This is a genomic window from Streptomyces sp. YIM S03343, assembly GCF_054729195.1.
Genome location: NZ_JBPUKX010000001.1, coordinates 1,940,672 through 1,957,220 on the forward strand (window position 1 = coordinate 1,940,672; position 16,549 = coordinate 1,957,220).

Annotated in this window: 15 protein-coding genes; all 15 read left to right on the forward strand. The window is 71.9% G+C overall.

Annotation, left to right across the window (positions count from 1 at the left end; all coding sequences use genetic code 11):
• The first annotated feature begins 277 nt into the window (after window positions 1–277).
• On the forward strand, window positions 278–1,537 hold the full coding sequence (locus ACSYGN_RS08365) for a helix-turn-helix domain-containing protein (RefSeq protein ID WP_460393457.1): 1,260 nt from the start codon (window positions 278–280) through the stop codon (window positions 1,535–1,537).
• 215 nt (window positions 1,538–1,752) lie between these two features.
• Entirely contained in the window at window positions 1,753–3,060 is a 1,308-nt protein-coding gene (locus ACSYGN_RS08370) for a hypothetical protein (protein ID WP_460393459.1), read from the forward strand.
• A 34-nt stretch (window positions 3,061–3,094) separates the two neighbouring features.
• A complete protein-coding gene (locus tag ACSYGN_RS08375) occupies window positions 3,095–3,673 on the forward strand; it encodes a GNAT family N-acetyltransferase (protein WP_460393461.1) in 579 nt (192 codons plus the stop codon).
• 137 nt (window positions 3,674–3,810) lie between these two features.
• The gene (locus ACSYGN_RS08380) at window positions 3,811–3,894 is read left to right on the forward strand and encodes a putative leader peptide (protein WP_460403297.1); all 84 of its coding nucleotides are present in this window, start codon (window positions 3,811–3,813) and stop codon (window positions 3,892–3,894) included.
• A gap of 195 nt (window positions 3,895–4,089) precedes the next feature.
• On the forward strand, window positions 4,090–5,787 hold the full coding sequence (locus tag ACSYGN_RS08385; protein ID WP_460393463.1) for a nitrite/sulfite reductase: 1,698 nt from the start codon (window positions 4,090–4,092) through the stop codon (window positions 5,785–5,787).
• On the forward strand, window positions 5,784–5,963 hold the full coding sequence (locus ACSYGN_RS08390; protein WP_460393465.1) for a hypothetical protein: 180 nt from the start codon (window positions 5,784–5,786) through the stop codon (window positions 5,961–5,963). Before ACSYGN_RS08385 ends, ACSYGN_RS08390 begins: the two co-directional genes overlap by 4 nt.
• Window positions 5,960–6,670, forward strand: coding sequence for a phosphoadenylyl-sulfate reductase (locus ACSYGN_RS08395; protein WP_460393467.1), 711 nt, complete (start codon window positions 5,960–5,962; stop codon window positions 6,668–6,670). Before ACSYGN_RS08390 ends, ACSYGN_RS08395 begins: the two co-directional genes overlap by 4 nt.
• 110 nt (window positions 6,671–6,780) lie before the next feature.
• Window positions 6,781–7,317, forward strand: a complete 537-nt coding sequence (gene cysC, locus ACSYGN_RS08400) for an adenylyl-sulfate kinase (protein ID WP_460393469.1) — start codon at window positions 6,781–6,783, stop codon at window positions 7,315–7,317.
• Window positions 7,314–8,270 (forward strand): sulfate adenylyltransferase subunit CysD, encoded by a 957-nt coding sequence (cysD, locus tag ACSYGN_RS08405; RefSeq protein WP_460393471.1) that lies wholly within the window; start codon window positions 7,314–7,316, stop codon window positions 8,268–8,270. Before cysC ends, cysD begins: the two co-directional genes overlap by 4 nt.
• A gap of 2 nt (window positions 8,271–8,272) precedes the next feature.
• The gene (locus ACSYGN_RS08410) at window positions 8,273–9,607 is read left to right on the forward strand and encodes a sulfate adenylyltransferase subunit 1 (protein WP_460393473.1); all 1,335 of its coding nucleotides are present in this window, start codon (window positions 8,273–8,275) and stop codon (window positions 9,605–9,607) included.
• Window positions 9,608–9,839: 232 nt separating this feature from the next.
• Window positions 9,840–10,961, forward strand: coding sequence for an aliphatic sulfonate ABC transporter substrate-binding protein (locus tag ACSYGN_RS08415; protein ID WP_460393475.1), 1,122 nt, complete (start codon window positions 9,840–9,842; stop codon window positions 10,959–10,961).
• Window positions 10,962–10,986: 25 nt separating this feature from the next.
• Entirely contained in the window at window positions 10,987–11,838 is an 852-nt protein-coding gene (locus tag ACSYGN_RS08420) for an ABC transporter ATP-binding protein (protein WP_460403299.1), read from the forward strand.
• Window positions 11,825–12,748: an ABC transporter permease gene (locus ACSYGN_RS08425; RefSeq protein ID WP_460393477.1), complete on the forward strand. Its 924-nt coding sequence runs from the start codon at window positions 11,825–11,827 to the stop codon at window positions 12,746–12,748. Before ACSYGN_RS08420 ends, ACSYGN_RS08425 begins: the two co-directional genes overlap by 14 nt.
• 6 nt (window positions 12,749–12,754) lie before the next feature.
• Window positions 12,755–13,522: a sirohydrochlorin chelatase gene (locus ACSYGN_RS08430; RefSeq protein WP_460393479.1), complete on the forward strand. Its 768-nt coding sequence runs from the start codon at window positions 12,755–12,757 to the stop codon at window positions 13,520–13,522.
• A gap of 468 nt (window positions 13,523–13,990) precedes the next feature.
• Window positions 13,991–16,549 carry a hypothetical protein gene (locus tag ACSYGN_RS08435; RefSeq protein ID WP_460393481.1) on the forward strand — a complete coding sequence of 853 codons (2,559 nt, stop codon included), beginning with the start codon at window positions 13,991–13,993 and terminating at the stop codon, window positions 16,547–16,549.

The following is a 16,549-nucleotide window of genomic DNA, read 5'->3' on the forward strand; positions in this document are numbered from 1 at the left end:
GGCACCACCCCCGCCTCACGGGCCGTTCGCGGGCCGCGTGCACCGCTCTCGGCGGCGTGGGACAAGTTTCAATGACCACACGCCACGTTCACCAGGGTTGCAAGGGGTTGCAACTTGTTGGCGACTGTGTGCGTACGGTGCCCCTGTGTCACCGGTGAACGGCAGTATGGGTCCGACAGCTGGACCGGCCGCCGGACCGGGAACCGTCGGCCGGGACGCCCGACGTTCGGGACGCCCGACGGCCGGACCGCCCGTTTGGACCCCCGGGAGGATCCCTGTGGCGAAGCCGCCGATGGACGTGGCACGACTCTCCGCCGTCGACGCGGCCGGTGCCGCACGGGTGCTGAGCGAGGTGCGCGAGTCGGCCCTCGCGGGACGGCGCTCAGGGGTCGCGCCCCGGCCCGTCATCGAGCGGTCCTGGGAGCGGGTGCTGCGCGGCGGTGTCGACCCCGATCACGACTTCCGGGCCGGAGGTCTGCTCGCCCGCGAGGAGGTCCGCCAGTTACGCGCCCGCTCCCCGCTGCGGCATGTGCTGCCCGTGCTGCGCGAGGGCCTGCTGTCGGTCGCGGACGTCGCCCAGCACATCATGGTCGTCGCGGACGCCGACGGCAGGGTGCTGTGGTGCGAGGGCTCCCCCGCCGTGCTCCGCAAGGCCGACGACACCGGCATCGGACCCGGCGCGGACTGGCGCGAGGAGGTCGTCGGCACCAACGGCGTCGGCACCACCGCGGTCGTACGGCGGCCCGTCCAGGTCTTCGCCGCCGAGCACTTCGCCCGGTCGCTGGGCTCCTGGACCTGCACCGGCGCCCCCATCAGCGACCCGCGCGACGGCAGTCTGCTCGGCGTCGTGGATGTGAGCGGCCCGCTGGAGACCATGCACCCGGCCACCCTCGCCTGGGTCGACGCTGTCGCGAAGCTCGCCGAGGCCCGGCTCCACGAGATGCATCTGAGGTCGCTGGAGCAACTGCGCTCGGTGGCAGCCCCGGTGCTGGCCCGGCTGACCGGGCGCGCCCTCGTGGTGGACCGGGACGGCTGGACCGCCGCGCTCACCGGAATGCCGTACACCGGGCGGATCGCGCTGCCCAAGTCCCTCTCACCGGGCCGCCGCTGGCTGCCCGCGCTGGGGCTGTGCGCGCTGGAGCCGATGGCGGGGGGCTGGCTGGTGCGGGCGGGCGACGAGCCGGTGCCGCAGGACGCCGCGCGGGTCGTCCTGGATCTGTCCCAGCCGCGCCGCTGGTCGCTGACGGTGTCCGGCGGCTCGGGCTCTTGGACCCGCGAACTGAGCGCGCGTCACGCCGAGTTGCTCTATCTCCTCGCCGTGCACCGCTCGGGGCGCAGCGCCGCGCAACTCGCCGATGCGGTGTTCGGCGACCCGGCCCGTACGGTGACGGTACGCGCCGAGATGTCCCGCGTCCGCCGCTATCTGGCCGACCTCCTGGACCACCGCCCGTACCGCTTCCGCTCGGACGTGGACCTGGACCTGCGCCGGCCCGAGGACTCGGGCGGCCTCCTTCCCGACGGCACATCAATTCCCTGAAGGGGCACGGGGGTGCAGTCGAACACCCAGCCAAGCCGCGCACCGGACAACGGCATATGCCAATTACCCGCATCCCCCCTGCAGACCCCACAACTTCCGCAGTCTGGGGCTTGGTCCACACCCGGCTGCCGTAGCATCCCTCTACGGGCCACCCCACCTGTGTCTAGGTCAACGCAAGGATCACCGGGCACAGTTGGCTCGCCTCGGGAGGACAGATGACGCATCGGGGCAGACACCGCCGCCGCAGGCGGGGCAGGGCGATACGGGCCTTCCTGGCCGGAACCGCACTCGCGCTCACCGCCGCCGCCACCATGATCAGCGCCTCGCAGGCCACGGGCGCCGCCGATCCCGGGGCGCTGAAGCCGCTCACCTCGTCCGCCGGGATCGAGAAACTCCAGCTCCAGGAGCGCCCGCAGCCGCAGACCACCCTCGACCGGCTCGCCTCGTCGATGGGCCGCCCCGTCGGTGTCGACGCCGTCCTGAAGAGCGCCGACCGCTCCCTGCGCGACGCGTCCTCCTGCACGCAGACCGAGAAGCAGGCGCTGCCCGTCGAACCGGCGGCCACGCGCGCGTACTGCTGGAGCGCCGCCGACACCGAGGCCTGGCAGCCCGGTGCGGTCACCACCTCCGGGGACGCCGACGACGACGGCTGGTGGGGCGAGAGCCGCGTCATCCTGTCCGGCTGGAGCCGGCACGGCAGCATCGCCCGGGTGGCGTTCGTCGACGCGCGCGACCTCGGCCGCCTCACCTACACCTGGGTCCTTCTCGCCCTCCCCGTGGACGGCGGCCGGGACTACCGCGCGCTCGCCTCCACCGTGACGGGCATGGTCTGGTACCAGCAGAAGCTCCTGGTCACCGCCTCGGGCCACGGCTCCGACGCGCTCTACGTCTACGACCTGCACCGCATCCAGCGCGCCACCGTGCAGTCCGACGCGGTCGGCCGGGTGCCGGGCGGCTTCGCCGCGGCCGGGTACCAGTACGTGATGCCCTCGGTCGGCACCTACCGGCTGACCGGCGGTGCCTGCACCGCCCGCTCGGACACCGGCACCCCCTGCGTGGACGCCGTCTCGCTCGACCGCAGCACGGCTCCCGACAGCCTGGTCGCCGCCGAGCAGGTGCCCGCGGACACCGACTACGACGGGCACACCCGGCTGTGGCGCTATGCCTTCGACAGCACCGGCGTCCCGGCCCGCGGCGGGCTGCTCGCCACCGACTACGCGGGCCGCGCGGACGCCAGCGAGGCGTACGAGACGAAGGCGACCGGGGTGCGCGGTGTGCTGTCGTACCGCTCGGGCTGGTACGTGGGCCGGGCGGCCGACCAGCCGGACGGCCACGGCACGCTGTGGCGCCAGGACACCGACGGCGCCGCGGCCACCGAGTGCGGGACGGACGACACCCAACGCTGCTGGACACCGCGGCCCGGGCCGCTGTCGTACTGGCCGGAGACCGGCGAGGTCTGGTCCCAGTCGGACCGGGTGCTGTTCGCCCTGCCGCTCACATCGATCGGCAGCGCCCTGCACTGACACCGTCCCGGGCAGGTGTGCTTCCCTGGCCGTCATGAACAGCATCGCCGTGACCACCTGGTCCCTGGAACAGACCGACCCGGCCGACCTCGTGCCCTCCCCCGCCCCGGACCCGGAGAGCGAGGTGCGGATCGTCCGCGCCGGGGTGCCCTCGCCGGAGTTCAGCCGGTATCTGTACGCGTCGGTGGGCGGCGACATCCGGTGGACCGACCGGCTCGGCTGGCCGTACGCCCGCTGGCGGGAGCAGTTGGAGCGGCCCGGCGTGGAGACCTGGGTGGCGTACGACAGGGGCACGCCCGCCGGGTACACGGAGCTGGAACCGCAGGACGACGGGGTCGTGGAGATCGTCTACTTCGGCCTGCTCCCCGCCTTCCGCGGCCGGCGGATCGGCGGGCACCTGCTGTCGTACGCCACCGCCCGCGCCTGGGACCTGGCGGACCGCTGGCCGGGGCTGGCGCCGACGAAGCGGGTGTGGGTGCACACCTGCAGCTGGGACGGTGAGCACGCCATGGACAACTATCTGAGGCGCGGATTCCGGCTGTTCGACACCAGGGTGGAGGAGGAGCCGGATCTGGCCACGCCCGGCCCCTGGCCTGGGGCATACCAGCTCTGACCTGCCGGTACAAGCCCGCGTACGGCCGATTACGGCCCATGTGAGCGATGACACCGGTGGTCCGTATTCCGGGACGTGAGTGTCCGTATCGCGGACGAAGCTGGACTGTGTCCAGAACGCCGTGCCACGCTTCCGTCATGTCTGGAACTGGAATCGCCTTGGTGAGTCGGCGGCACGTCGACCTCGGCCGCGTGTCCAGCGCCATCTGTCCGGCCTGCTGACGGGTCCCGCAGCTCGCTCACGCCGGTTTTCCTGCCTTCTTCACTCCCTGCTGTTGTTCTCTGTTCTTCTCCGTTCAGGCAGCGGAGAAGACCTGCCTTCTCCGCTGCCTGCGCAATGATGCGCGGGCATGCCTCCATGCGCCCGTACGCGCAGGTCAGAGCCGCATCCCGCCTGTCCCGAAGGACGTATCCACCATGGCCGCCACCCCGCAGAACCCTTCCGCCGCAGCGCCCCGCCGCAAGGTGAGCCGTCACCGTGGTGAGGGTCAGTGGGCCTTGGGTCACCACACCCCCCTCAACGGCAACGAGCAGTTCAAGAAGGACGACGACGGTCTCAATGTGCGGACACGCATTGAGACGATCTACGCCAAGCAGGGCTTCGACTCCATCGACCCCACCGATCTGCGCGGCCGTATGCGCTGGTGGGGCCTCTACACCCAGCGGCGTCCGGGGATCGACGGCGGCAAGACCGCGATCCTCGAACCGGAGGAGCTGGACGACGAGTTCTTCTTGATGCGCGTCCGCATCGACGGCGGGCGGCTCACCACCGCGCAGCTGCGGGTGATCGGTGAGATCTCCCAGGAGTTCGCGCGCGGCACCGCTGACATCACCGACCGTCAGAACGTGCAGCTCCACTGGATCCGTATCGAGGACGTGCCCGAGATCTGGCGGCGGCTGGAGGGGGTCGGCCTGTCCACGACCGAGGCGTGCGGTGACACGCCCCGCACGGTCCTCGGTTCGCCCGTCGCGGGGATCGCCGAGGACGAAATCGTCGACGGCACCTGGGCGGTGGAGGAGATCCACCGGCGCTACATCGGCAATCCGGCGTTCTCCAACCTGCCCCGCAAGTTCAAGACCGCGATCTCCGGCTCGCCGCTGCTGGATGTGGCGCACGAGATCAACGACGTGGCGTTCGTGGGCGTCGAACACCCCGAGCACGGGCCGGGTTTCGATCTGTGGGTCGGCGGCGGTCTGTCCACCAACCCGAAGATCGGGGTACGGCTGGGCGCCTGGGTGCCGCTGGACGAGGTGCCGGACGTCTTCGAGGGCGTCATCTCGATCTTCCGCGACTACGGCTACCGGCGGCTCCGCAACCGGGCCCGGCTGAAGTTCCTCGTCGCGGACTGGGGCGCGGAGAAGTTCCGGCAGGTGCTGGAGGACGAGTACCTGATGCGCCGGCTCGTCGACGGGCCCCCGCCCGAGCAGCCGGTGCAGCGCTGGCGCGACCACGTCGGAGTGCACCGGCAGAAGGACGGCAATTACTACGTCGGTTTCGCCCCGCGGGTCGGCCGGGTCGACGGCACCACCCTCACCAAGATCGCCGAACTGGCCGAGGCGTACGGCTCGGGCCGGGTCCGCACCACCGTCGAGCAGAAGATGATCGTGCTCGATGTGGAGGAGGGGCAGGTCGGCTCGCTCGTCGAGGGGCTCGAGGCGCTGGACCTCACGGTCACGCCCTCCCCGTTCCGGCGCGGCACCATGGCCTGCACCGGCATCGAGTTCTGCAAGCTCGCCATCGTCGAGACCAAGGCGCGCGCCAGTGCCCTGATCGACGAACTCGAGCGGCGCCTCCCCGAGTTCGACGAGCCGATCACCATCAACGTCAACGGCTGCCCGAACGCCTGCGCCCGTATCCAGGTCGCGGACATCGGTCTCAAGGGCCAGCTCGTCCTCGACGACAAGGGCGAGCAGGTCGAGGGCTACCAGGTCCATCTCGGCGGCGCGCTCGGCCTGGAGGCCGGGCTCGGGCGCAAGGTCCGCGGTCTGAAGGTCACTTCGGAGGAACTGCCCGACTACGTCGAGCGGGTGCTGAAGCGGTTCGAGGCCGAGCGCACGGACGGCGAGCGGTTCGCGGCCTGGGTGGCGCGGGCCCCCGAGGAGGCCCTGTCGTGAGCGAGCGCGCGGCCCCCTTCCACTGCCCCTACTGCGGCGACGAAGACCTGCGGCCGAACGAAGAAGGTCACGGTGCCTGGGAGTGCGGGTCCTGCAACCGCGCGTTCCAGCTGAAGTTCCTGGGGCTGCTCACCCGGGGCGTCCAGAGAGCCGACCACCGAGGGGACGGGACATGACGACGGCTCAGGAAGCGCGTACGAGCGAGGAGTTGAAGGCGCTGGCCGAGCGGGCCGGGCGCGAACTGGAGGACGCCAGTGCTCTGGAGATCCTCCAGTGGGCGGTGAACACCTTCGGCAAGGGTTTCTGCGTGACCTCCTCCATGGAGGACGCCGTGGTCGCCCATCTCGCGTCCCGCGTGCTCAAGGGCGTCGACGTGGTGTTCCTGGACACCGGCTACCACTTCCCGGAGACCATCGGCACCCGTGACGCGGTGGAGGCCGTGATGGACGTCAACGTCATCACGCTCACCCCGCGCCAGTCGGTCGCCGAGCAGGACGCCGAGTACGGCCCCCGGCTGCACGACCGCGACCCCGACCTGTGCTGCAAGCTGCGCAAGGTCCAGCCGCTGGAGGAGGGTCTGAAGGACTACCGGGCGTGGGCCACCGGGCTGCGCCGCGACGAGTCCCCCACCAGGGCGAACACCCCGGTCGTCGGCTGGGACGAGAAGCGGCGGAAGGTCAAGATCTCCCCGATCGCCCGCTGGACCCAGGACGAAGTGGACGCGTACGTCGCCGAGCACGGTGTGCTCACCAACCCACTGCTGATGGACGGCTACGCCTCCGTCGGCTGCGCGCCCTGCACCCGCCGGGTGCTGGACGGCGAGGACGCGCGTGCCGGCCGCTGGGCGGGCCGTGCCAAGACCGAGTGCGGGCTGCACGAATGACCGCCCCGACCGACTCCACGGCGTACCCCGCGAGCGCCGAGAGGACCGAGAGCACCGGGGACCCCGAGACCCCGGAAACCCCCGAGACCCCCCGGAATCAGGAGACACACGTGACGACCGGAGCCACCGTCTGGCTCACGGGTCTGCCGAGCGCCGGCAAGACCACCATCGCGTACGAGCTGGCCGGCCGGCTGCGTGAGGAGGGCCACCGCGTCGAGGTGCTCGACGGCGACGAGATCCGCGAGTTCATCTCGTCCGGCCTCGGCTTCTCCCGCGCGGACCGGCACACCAATGTGCAGCGCATCGGTTTCCTCGCCGAACTCCTGGCCCGCAACGGCGTCAAGGCGCTGGTCCCGGTGATCGCGCCGTACGCCGACAGCCGCGAGGCGGTCCGCAAGCGGCACGAGGAGAGCGGGACGACGTATCTGGAGGTGCATGTGGCGACGCCGGTCGAGGTGTGCTCCGTACGCGATGTGAAGGGCCTGTACGCCAAGCAGGCCGCGGGCGAGCTGACCGGGCTCACCGGGGTCGACGACCCGTACGAGGTGCCCGAGACGCCGGAGCTGCGCATCGAGCACCGCGACCAGAGCGTGCAGGATTCCGCGGCGTCGGTGTACGCGCTGCTCGGTGAGAGGGGCCTGGTATGACGACGACCGTCCCGTCCTCGCGGGAGGGCCAGGAGGGCCGGGAGGGCACAGACAGCCCGTACGCCCTCTCGCATCTGGACACACTCGAATCGGAGGCGGTGCACATCTTCCGTGAGGTGGCGGGTGAGTTCGAGCGGCCGGTGATCCTTTTCTCCGGCGGCAAGGACTCCATCGTCATGCTGCACCTCGCGCTGAAGGCGTTCGCCCCGGCCGCGGTGCCGTTCTCGCTGCTGCACGTCGACACGGGACACAACTTCCCCGAGGTGCTGGAGTACCGCGACCGGACCGTCGCGCAACACGGGCTGCGGCTGCATGTCGCCCTGGTCCAGGACTACATCGACCGCGGTGTGCTGAAGGAACGGCCCGACGGGACCCGTAACCCGCTCCAGACGCTGCCGCTCACCGAGAAGATCCAGAGCGAGAAGTTCGACGCGGTGTTCGGCGGCGGGCGGCGCGACGAGGAGAAGGCGCGGGCGAAGGAGCGGGTGTTCTCGCTGCGCGACGAGTTCTCCCAGTGGGACCCGCGCCGCCAGCGCCCCGAGCTGTGGAACCTGTACAACGGCCGCCACGCCCCCGGCGAGCACGTCCGGGTCTTCCCGCTGTCCAACTGGACCGAACTGGACGTCTGGCAGTACATCGCCCGCGAGAAGATCGAACTGCCGCAGATCTACTTCGCGCACGAGCGCGAGGTGTTCCGGCGCGGCGGCATGTGGCTGACCGGCGGTGAGTGGGGCGGCCCGAAGGACGGCGAGAGAGTCGAGAAGCGCCAGGTGCGCTACCGCACCGTCGGCGACATGTCCTGCACCGGCGCCGTCGACTCCGACGCGGTGACGCTGGAGCAGGTGATCGCCGAGATCGCGGCCTCCCGGCTCACCGAGCGCGGCGCCACCCGTGCCGACGACAAGCTGTCCGAGGCCGCCATGGAGGACCGTAAGCGCGAGGGGTATTTCTAACGATGAGCACGATCACGGCCGCGGAACTCCAGGCCACCACCCTGCTGCGATTCGCCACCGCCGGTTCCGTCGACGACGGCAAGTCCACCCTGGTCGGACGGCTGCTGCACGACTCCAAGTCGGTCCTCGCCGACCAGTTGGAGGCCGTGGAGCGGGCCTCGGCGAACCGCGGCCAGGAGGGCCCGGACCTCGCGCTGCTGACGGACGGCCTGCGCGCCGAGCGCGAACAGGGCATCACCATCGACGTGGCCTACCGCTACTTCGCCACCCCGAAGCGCCGCTTCATCCTCGCCGACACCCCCGGCCATGTGCAGTACACCCGCAACATGGTCACCGGCGCCTCCACCGCCGAGCTGACAGTGGTCCTCGTCGACGCCCGCAACGGCGTCGTCGAGCAGACCCGCCGGCACGCGGCGATCGCTGCGCTGCTGCGCGTCCCGCATGTCGTCCTCGCCGTCAACAAGATGGACCTGGTCGGCTACGAGGAGAGCGTGTTCGCCGCGATCGCCGAGGAGTTCACGGCGTACGCGACCGAGCTGGGCGTCCCCGAGGTCACCGCGATCCCGATCTCGGCGCTCACCGGGGACAACGTGGTCGAGCCGTCGGCGGTCATGGACTGGTACGGCGGCCCCACCGTCCTGGAGCATCTGGAGACCGTCCCGGTCAGCCACGACCTGGCGCACTGCCACGCACGGCTGCCGGTGCAGTACGTGATCCGTCCGCAGACCGCCGAGCACCCCGACTACCGTGGCTACGCAGGGCAGATCGCGGCGGGCTCGTTCCGGGTGGGCGAGCGGGTCACGGTCCTGCCGTCCGGCCGTACGACGACGATCTCCGGCATCGATCTGCTGGGCACGCCGGTCGACGTGGCGTGGACGACGCAGTCGGTGACCGTGCTGCTGGCCGACGACATCGACGTCTCGCGCGGCGATCTGATCGTGCCGGCCAAGGACGCACCGGAGACCACGCAGGAGGTCGAGGCGACCGTCTGCCATGTCGCCGACCAGCCGCTGGCGGTCGGCCACCGGGTGCTGCTCAAGCACGGCACCCGCACGGTGAAGGCGATCGTCAAGGACATACCGTCCCGGCTCACCCTCGACGACCTGTCCCTGCACCCGCATCCCGGGCAGCTCGTCGCCAACGACATCGGCCGGGTGAAAATCCGTACCGCCGAGCCGCTGCCGGTCGACTCCTACGCGGACTCGCGTCGTACCGGTTCCTTCATCCTGATCGACCCGGCCGACGGCACCACGCTCACCGCGGGCATGGTCGGCGAGTCGTTCGCCTCCCCCGAGCCCGTCAACGACGATGCCGACGACGACGGTTGGGACTTCTGAGCATGAACTCCCCCGATGTGTACGACGTCTACGCGACGTTCGCGAAGGAGGGCGGCCGTGTCGGCAGCGGCCACCTCGGCAGCGGTCAGGGCGGTGTGACGCGATGTGCGAAATGACGTACGCGCACCGCATGCGCGCCCTCACCCCCCACCGAACACGACGACGACCTGCCGAACTCCCGGCCACGACCTGAGAGTCCGTGACCGCCGGGCCAACGAGAGGACAGCCTCCCGTGCCTGCCTACCCCGTGTCCCGAACCGCCCTCGTCCGCGGCGGCGTACTCGCGCTCGCCGCACTCCCCCTCCTCGCCCTCACCGCCTGCGGCTACGGCTCCCAGGCCGCCGACGACTCGCCGAAGCAGAAGGTCGCCGCCGGTTCGTCGAAGATCGACGGCCTCGGCTCCGTGAAGATCGGCTACTTCGGCAACCTCACCCACGCGACCGCGCTGGTCGGCCGCGGTGAGGGCATCTTCCAGAAGGAACTCGGCGCCACCAAGGCCGAGTACGCCACCTTCAACGCGGGCCCCTCCGAGATCGAGGCGCTCAACTCCGGCTCCATAGACATCGGCTGGATCGGCCCGTCCCCGGCGATCAACGGGTACACCAAGTCCGGCGGCAAGAACCTCAAGATCATCGGCGGTTCGGCCTCCGGCGGGGTGAAACTGGTGGTGAACCCCAAGAAGATCACGTCCCTGAAGGACGTCAAGGGCAAGAAGATCGCCACACCTCAGCTCGGCAACACCCAGGACGTGGCATTCCTCAACTGGATCGCCGAGCAGGGCTGGAAGACCGACGCGCAGAGCGGCAAGGGCGACGTCACCGTCGTACGCAGCGACAACAAGGTGACCCCGGACGCCTTCAAGACCGGTTCCGTCGACGGCGCGTGGGTGCCGGAGCCGACCGCGTCGAAGCTGGTCGCCGAGGGCGGCAAGGTCCTGCTGGACGAGTCGACGCTGTGGCCCGGCGGCAAGTTCGTGATCACCAACATCATCGTGTCGCAGACGTTCCTCAAGGAGCACCCGAAGGCCGTCGAGGCGGTCCTGAAGGGCTCCGTCGAGACCAACAAGTGGATCAACGCCCACCCCGACGAGGCGAAGGCCGCCGCCAACAAGCAGCTGGAGGCCGACTCCGGCAAGGCGCTCCCGGCCGACGTCCTCGACCCGGCATGGCAGTCGATCCATGTCCTCGACGACCCGCTGGCCGCCACCCTCGGCACCGAGGCGGCGCACGCCGTCAAGGCGGGACTGCTGGAGAAGCCCGATCTCAAGGGCATCTACGACCTCACGCTCCTCAACAAGGTCCTGACGGCCGAGGGCGCGAGCACCGTCGACGACGCCGGCCTCGGCAGCAGCTGACCAGGTCCCGATGAGTTCCCAGGAGGTGACGACCATGGCGACCACCCTCGCCAAGTCCGCGGCGTCCGCGGGGTCCGCGCAGTCCGAGCGGTCCACCGGGGCAGCCCGTGACACCGGTGACACCGGTGACGCGCCGTACGCGGCCCGGCTGGAGCACGTCTCCAAGTCCTTTGCGGGGCGGGGCGGGCAGCAGCTCGTCCTGGACGACATCAGCCTCGATGTCGCGCCGGGCGAGTTCGTCACCCTCCTGGGGGCCTCGGGCTGCGGCAAGTCGACGCTGCTGAACCTGGTGGCGGGCCTCGACAAGCCCACCGCCGGGACCATCACCACGGACGGACGCGCGGCCCTGATGTTCCAGGAGCACGCCCTGTTCCCGTGGCTGACCGCGGGCAAGAACATCGAACTCGCCCTGCGGCTCAGGGGCGTGGCGAAGGACGAGCGGCGCGGCAAGGCCGAGGAACTGCTCGAACTCGTCCGGCTGAAGGGCGCGTACGGCAAGCGGGTGCACGAACTGTCCGGCGGTATGCGGCAACGGGTGGCGCTGGCCCGGGCGCTGGCGCAGGAGAGCCGACTGCTGCTGATGGACGAGCCGTTCGCCGCGCTCGACGCCATCACCCGGGACGTGCTGCACGACGAGCTGACCCGGGTCTGGCAGGAGACCGGCCTCTCGGTCCTGTTCGTCACGCACAACGTGCGCGAGGCCGTACGGCTCGCCCAGCGCGTGGTGCTGCTGTCGTCCCGGCCGGGCCGGGTGGCCCGGGAGTGGACCGTCGGCATCCCGCAGCCGCGCCGTATCGAGGACGCCCCCGTGGCGGAACTGTCCCTGGAGATCACCGAAGTACTGCGTGGGGAGATCCGCCGCCATGGCCAGCACTGAGACGACAACCGACACGACCGACACGACCGACACCGTCAAGGAGGCCGAGAGCACGGGTCTCGCGAGCGTGGAGGCGGGGCTCGACGCCCTCGAGACCACGGTCGCGGGCCGTACGCCGCTGCGGCAGACGCTGCTGCACAAGGTCCTGCCGCCGGTCACCGCTGTCCTGCTGGTCCTGGTGGTCTGGCAGGGCCTGATCACCCTGAAGATCGTCGACGACCCGACGAAACTGCCCTCGCCGTCCGCGGTGTGGGACGAGATCCACCAGTCGTGGCTCAAGGGCACCCTGCTCGGCTACATCTGGACCAGCGTCTCGCGCGGTCTGCTCGGCTTCTTCTTCGCCCTGCTCATCGGCACCCCTCTGGGGCTGCTCGTGGCGCGGGTGAAGTTCCTGCGGGCCGCGATCCACCCGATCCTGTCGGGCCTCCAGTCGCTGCCGTCGGTGGCCTGGGTGCCGCCCGCGGTGATCTGGCTGGGCCTGAACAACTCGATGATGTACGCCGTGATCCTGCTCGGTGCGGTCCCGTCGATCGCCAACGGTCTGGTGTCCGGCGTCGACCAGGTGCCTCCGCTGTTCCTGCGGGCGGGCCGCACGATGGGCGCGACGGGGCTGAAGGGCACCTGGCACATCACCCTGCCCGCCGCGATGCCCGGTTATGTCGCGGGCCTCAAGCAGGGCTGGGCGTTCTCGTGGCGGTCGCTGATGGCGGCCGAGATCATAGCGTCCTTCCCCGACCTGGGTGTCGGCCTCGGACAGCTGCTGGAGAATGGCCGCAACGCCAGCGACATGGCGATGGTGTTCGAGGCGATCTTCCTCATCCTGTTCGTCGGGATCGCGATCGACCTGCTGATCTTCAGCCCGCTGGAGCGGTGGGTGCTGCGCAGCCGCGGTCTGCTGGTGAGGAGCTGAACGGTCATGTACGGGAAGCCGGTTCTGCTGCTCGTCGCGCACGGCAGCCGCGACGCGCGGCACGCCGCGACCGTGCACGCCCTGACGCGGCGGGTACGGTCCCTGCGGCCGGGGCTGCGGGTGGAGACCGGCTTCCTGGAGTTCAACCTCCCCTCCGTGCGCGGGGTGCTGAAGTCCCTGGCGGCGGACGGCGTACGTGACGTCGTCGCCCAGCCGCTGCTGCTGAACCGCGCCTTCCACGCCAAGGCCGACATCCCGGCCGTCCTGCGGGACGCTCCGGCGCGGCTGCGGATCCGGCAGGCCGAGGTGCTCGGCCCGTCCCCGCTGCTGCTGGCCGCCCTGGAGCGGCGGCTGTACCAGGCGGGGCTGTCACCCGCCGACAAGCCCTCGACCGGGGTCGTACTGGCCTCGGCGGGGTCCTCCGACCCGGAGGCGATCGCAGTGATCGCAGAAATCGCGCGGGAGTGGCGGCACGCCGGTTGGTGCGCCGTGCGGCCTGCGTTCGCCTCCGCCTCACCCCCGCGCACCGAGGACGCGGTACGCGAACTCCGCGCCCTGGGCTGCGCCCGCGTGGCCGTGGCCCCGTACGTCCTGGCCCCCGGCTTCCTCCCGGACCGCATCGCCCTCGGCGCCGGGGAGGCGGACATCCTCGCCGACGTCCTCGGCCCGGCCCCGGAAGTGGCCCGGCTGCTGCTGCGGCGCTACGACGAGGCGCGCGGCGTGGGGGCGTCGGTGCCGGTGGGGACGGCACGGGCGGCGGCCGTCGGGGCCTGAGCGGCGGGGCGGGCCCCGGGGGCCCGAGCCGCCCGCTGTGCAGCCGGGCCGTCTGACTCGGATGCACCACCGAGGCGACCGCGCCCAGCCCGGCGCCCAATGCCGTGCACGCCCCGCCACGGCGCCACGACGAGACACGCGGCGGAGCCGGCCATGAGCCGGTCGAGGCCCTCGGCCTCACTCGGCCGCCCCCGGTGTCCTGGCGAACCGCATCACCCGGGACACCGCCGGGGGCCACGGCGCTCAGCCCGGCACCCGAAGTCGCGCAGGTGCCGCTGCGACGAGGCACGTAGCGGCAGCCCGTGTCGGCCGGGGCCCTTGGGGTCCGAGAGGCTGGTCGGGGTCCCCGGCGGCTGAGGCACCGTCATCACAGCAGGTGCCGACCTGCCCGGATTACCCGAAAACCCCACCTGTTCATGGCTGGATCTGCTGGGATGGTGCGGTAGGGCTATCGGGGGAGCATGGCACGTGGCGGGTCGTGAGTTCGGGCATCATCTGGGGCTGCCCCGCGCCCTGTCCGGGCTGCCCCTGAGCCCGCTCGCCCCCGGCTACGGCGCTCTCGTCGCCGCCCAGCAGGCAGCGGGCCTGCGTCACGCGGGCCAGGCGCTCTCACCGGGCGGTGGACTGGGGGTCCTCGACGGGTTGTACGTGCCCTCCGGGTCGCGCGGCCGGCGCCGGGTGGACGCCGCTCTGCTGGACGGCCTCGCCCGCACCGGGAACACGGTCGCCGGACTCCTCGCCGCTCTGCACCGGCACGATCCGCAGGCACCGCGCCGGGTCGTGCTGTACCAGCTGATCGGGCTGCTCCAGGACCGTCCGGTCACGGAACGCATGCGTACGGCCGCCGAGTTGGGCGTGCATGAGGAGGAGAGGGCCGGTCTGCTCGCCGCCGCACGGCTGCGTCCCACCCTCGACCGGCGGCAGCGCGGCGCGGCCGAGTCCGTCGCCGACGCCTGGGAACGGCACCGGCTGCACTCCGTACGCACCCTGCTGGAACGGATTCCGCGCGGTGACCCGGCCCTCGACACGCTCACCGCCGAGACCGCCGCACGGCTCGCCCAGGCCGACGCCGCACTGCGCGCCGCCCGCCGCGCCGAGGACGCCGGGGACCCGGACGCCGCATCGGAGGAGTATCTGCACGCCCTGCGCACCGCCGCCGACGACCGGCGGGCACTTCGCGGCCTGGTCCGAGTCCACCAGCCCCGGCGGGACCGCGAGGCCCTGGTGAGCACGGAACTCTCCTCGGGCGCCGTCGAGTTGGCCTGGCCGGTGGACGGGACGGGCGAGAGGGTGGGCGAGGGGACCGTCGGCGCCTGGCGGCTGCTGCGGCTGTACCGAGACGAGCGGGGCACCCCGAGGGTGCGGGACGTGCGCGCGGGATCCGGGACCGCCCGTGACGAAGCCGTGGCGCTGGGCTCGGCGGTGCGTTACGCCGTGTTCCCGCTGCGCGACGGGCGCGTGGCCGGGCCGCCGCTGGTGTCGCGCCGGGTGCTGGTCGCCCCGGAGGTGGCCGAGCCGGTTCTGGCGGACGGGCCCGGGCGGGTCGACTGCACCTGGCGGCGCCCGGCGGGAGCGGCGGACGTGACCGTCGAGCGCACCGGTCCCGACGGTTCGACCGAGCGGGTGCGCCCGGACTCCGACGGCTTCACGGCCTCGGACCTGGCGAACGGCACGCACGCCTTCCGCGTCGTGTGCCACTACGCCGGGCCCGGGGGCAAGCGGGTCGCGTCGGCCGGGGTGCGCGTCTCCCGCACGGTGCATCGCTGGCCGGAGTCCGTCCTTGCGCTCACCGCTTCGGCGGAGGGCGGGGCGCTGCGGTTCGCCTGGACCGGGGCGCGGGACGCCGAGGTACGGCTGGTGGAGTGGCCCGGGGAGACTCCGGCGCCGGGGAAGGAACTGCGTACGGCGGAGGTGCCACCGCGGCTGCTGTGGCCCGAGCGGGCGGGGGCGCTGTGTCCGCCGCCCGGCAGACATGCCCGGGTGGCCTCGGTCGCGGTCCTCGGGGAACGGGCGATCGCGGGCCCGGCGGTCGATGTGGAGGTCCTGCATCCGGTCACGGGTCTCGCCGCCCACCGCCTCCCGGACGGCCAGGTCCGCATCACCCTCGACTGGCCGGACGACGCGGGCCAGTTGAGGGTGACCTGGGAACCCCTCGACGACCCGGCGCCCCCGCCCGCCGATCTCGCCCACGCCACCCATGACCGGGAAGCCGCACCGCACAGCCTGCCGACGCAGACCGCCCCGGCCGAGACATCCGGCCACACTCGACGGAGCCGCCGGACCGCCACCCGCACCGCCCAGGAAACCCGCGCCGTACCGCGCCAGGCCACGGCCTCGACGGCGACGGCAACGGCAACGGCGGCCTCGACTGCGACGGGAGCCGAACCCGCCACCGGGACCGGTGGCGCCGCCGTCGCCACCCGCGACAGCGCACACAGCGCACTCACGGCCCCAACGACCGAACCGACCGCCGCACTCGGACCCGCTCCCTCACCCGCCCCCGCGACCAATCACCCCCGCACCACCCAAGAACACATCGTCACCGCCCACTCCTACCGCCGCAACGGCCTCCACCTCCCCCTCGGCCCCGGAGCCGTGCGGATCCGGGTCGCGACCGCGCCGCGGGTGCCCGGGGCCGTCGTGGTCGTGCCGGACGCCGCCGAGGTGGTGCTGCCGCCCGATGCGGCGATCGGGTATCACGTCGTGCGCTCGCCACGACGGTTTCTCGGCAGGGGCAGGGGTCGTACCCTGTTGCGGGTCACCCTGTCCGCGCCCGGCGCGTTTCCCGAGGTCCCGGAGTTCGTGTGCGTCGCCCGCAGCGGCACCCTCCGGCCGCGCAGCGCGGCCGACGGGACCACCCTGCTGCGGATCGCGGGCACGGATCTGGCGCGGCACGGCACGGTCGAGCAGGAGCTGCCGGCCGCGCCCTGCCCGGCCCCGTACACGCTGCGCGGGTTTCTGCTCGGCGAGCACGCGGACGCGGTGCGCCTGGAAGAACCGTCCCCCGCGACCCTGGTGGTGCGCTGA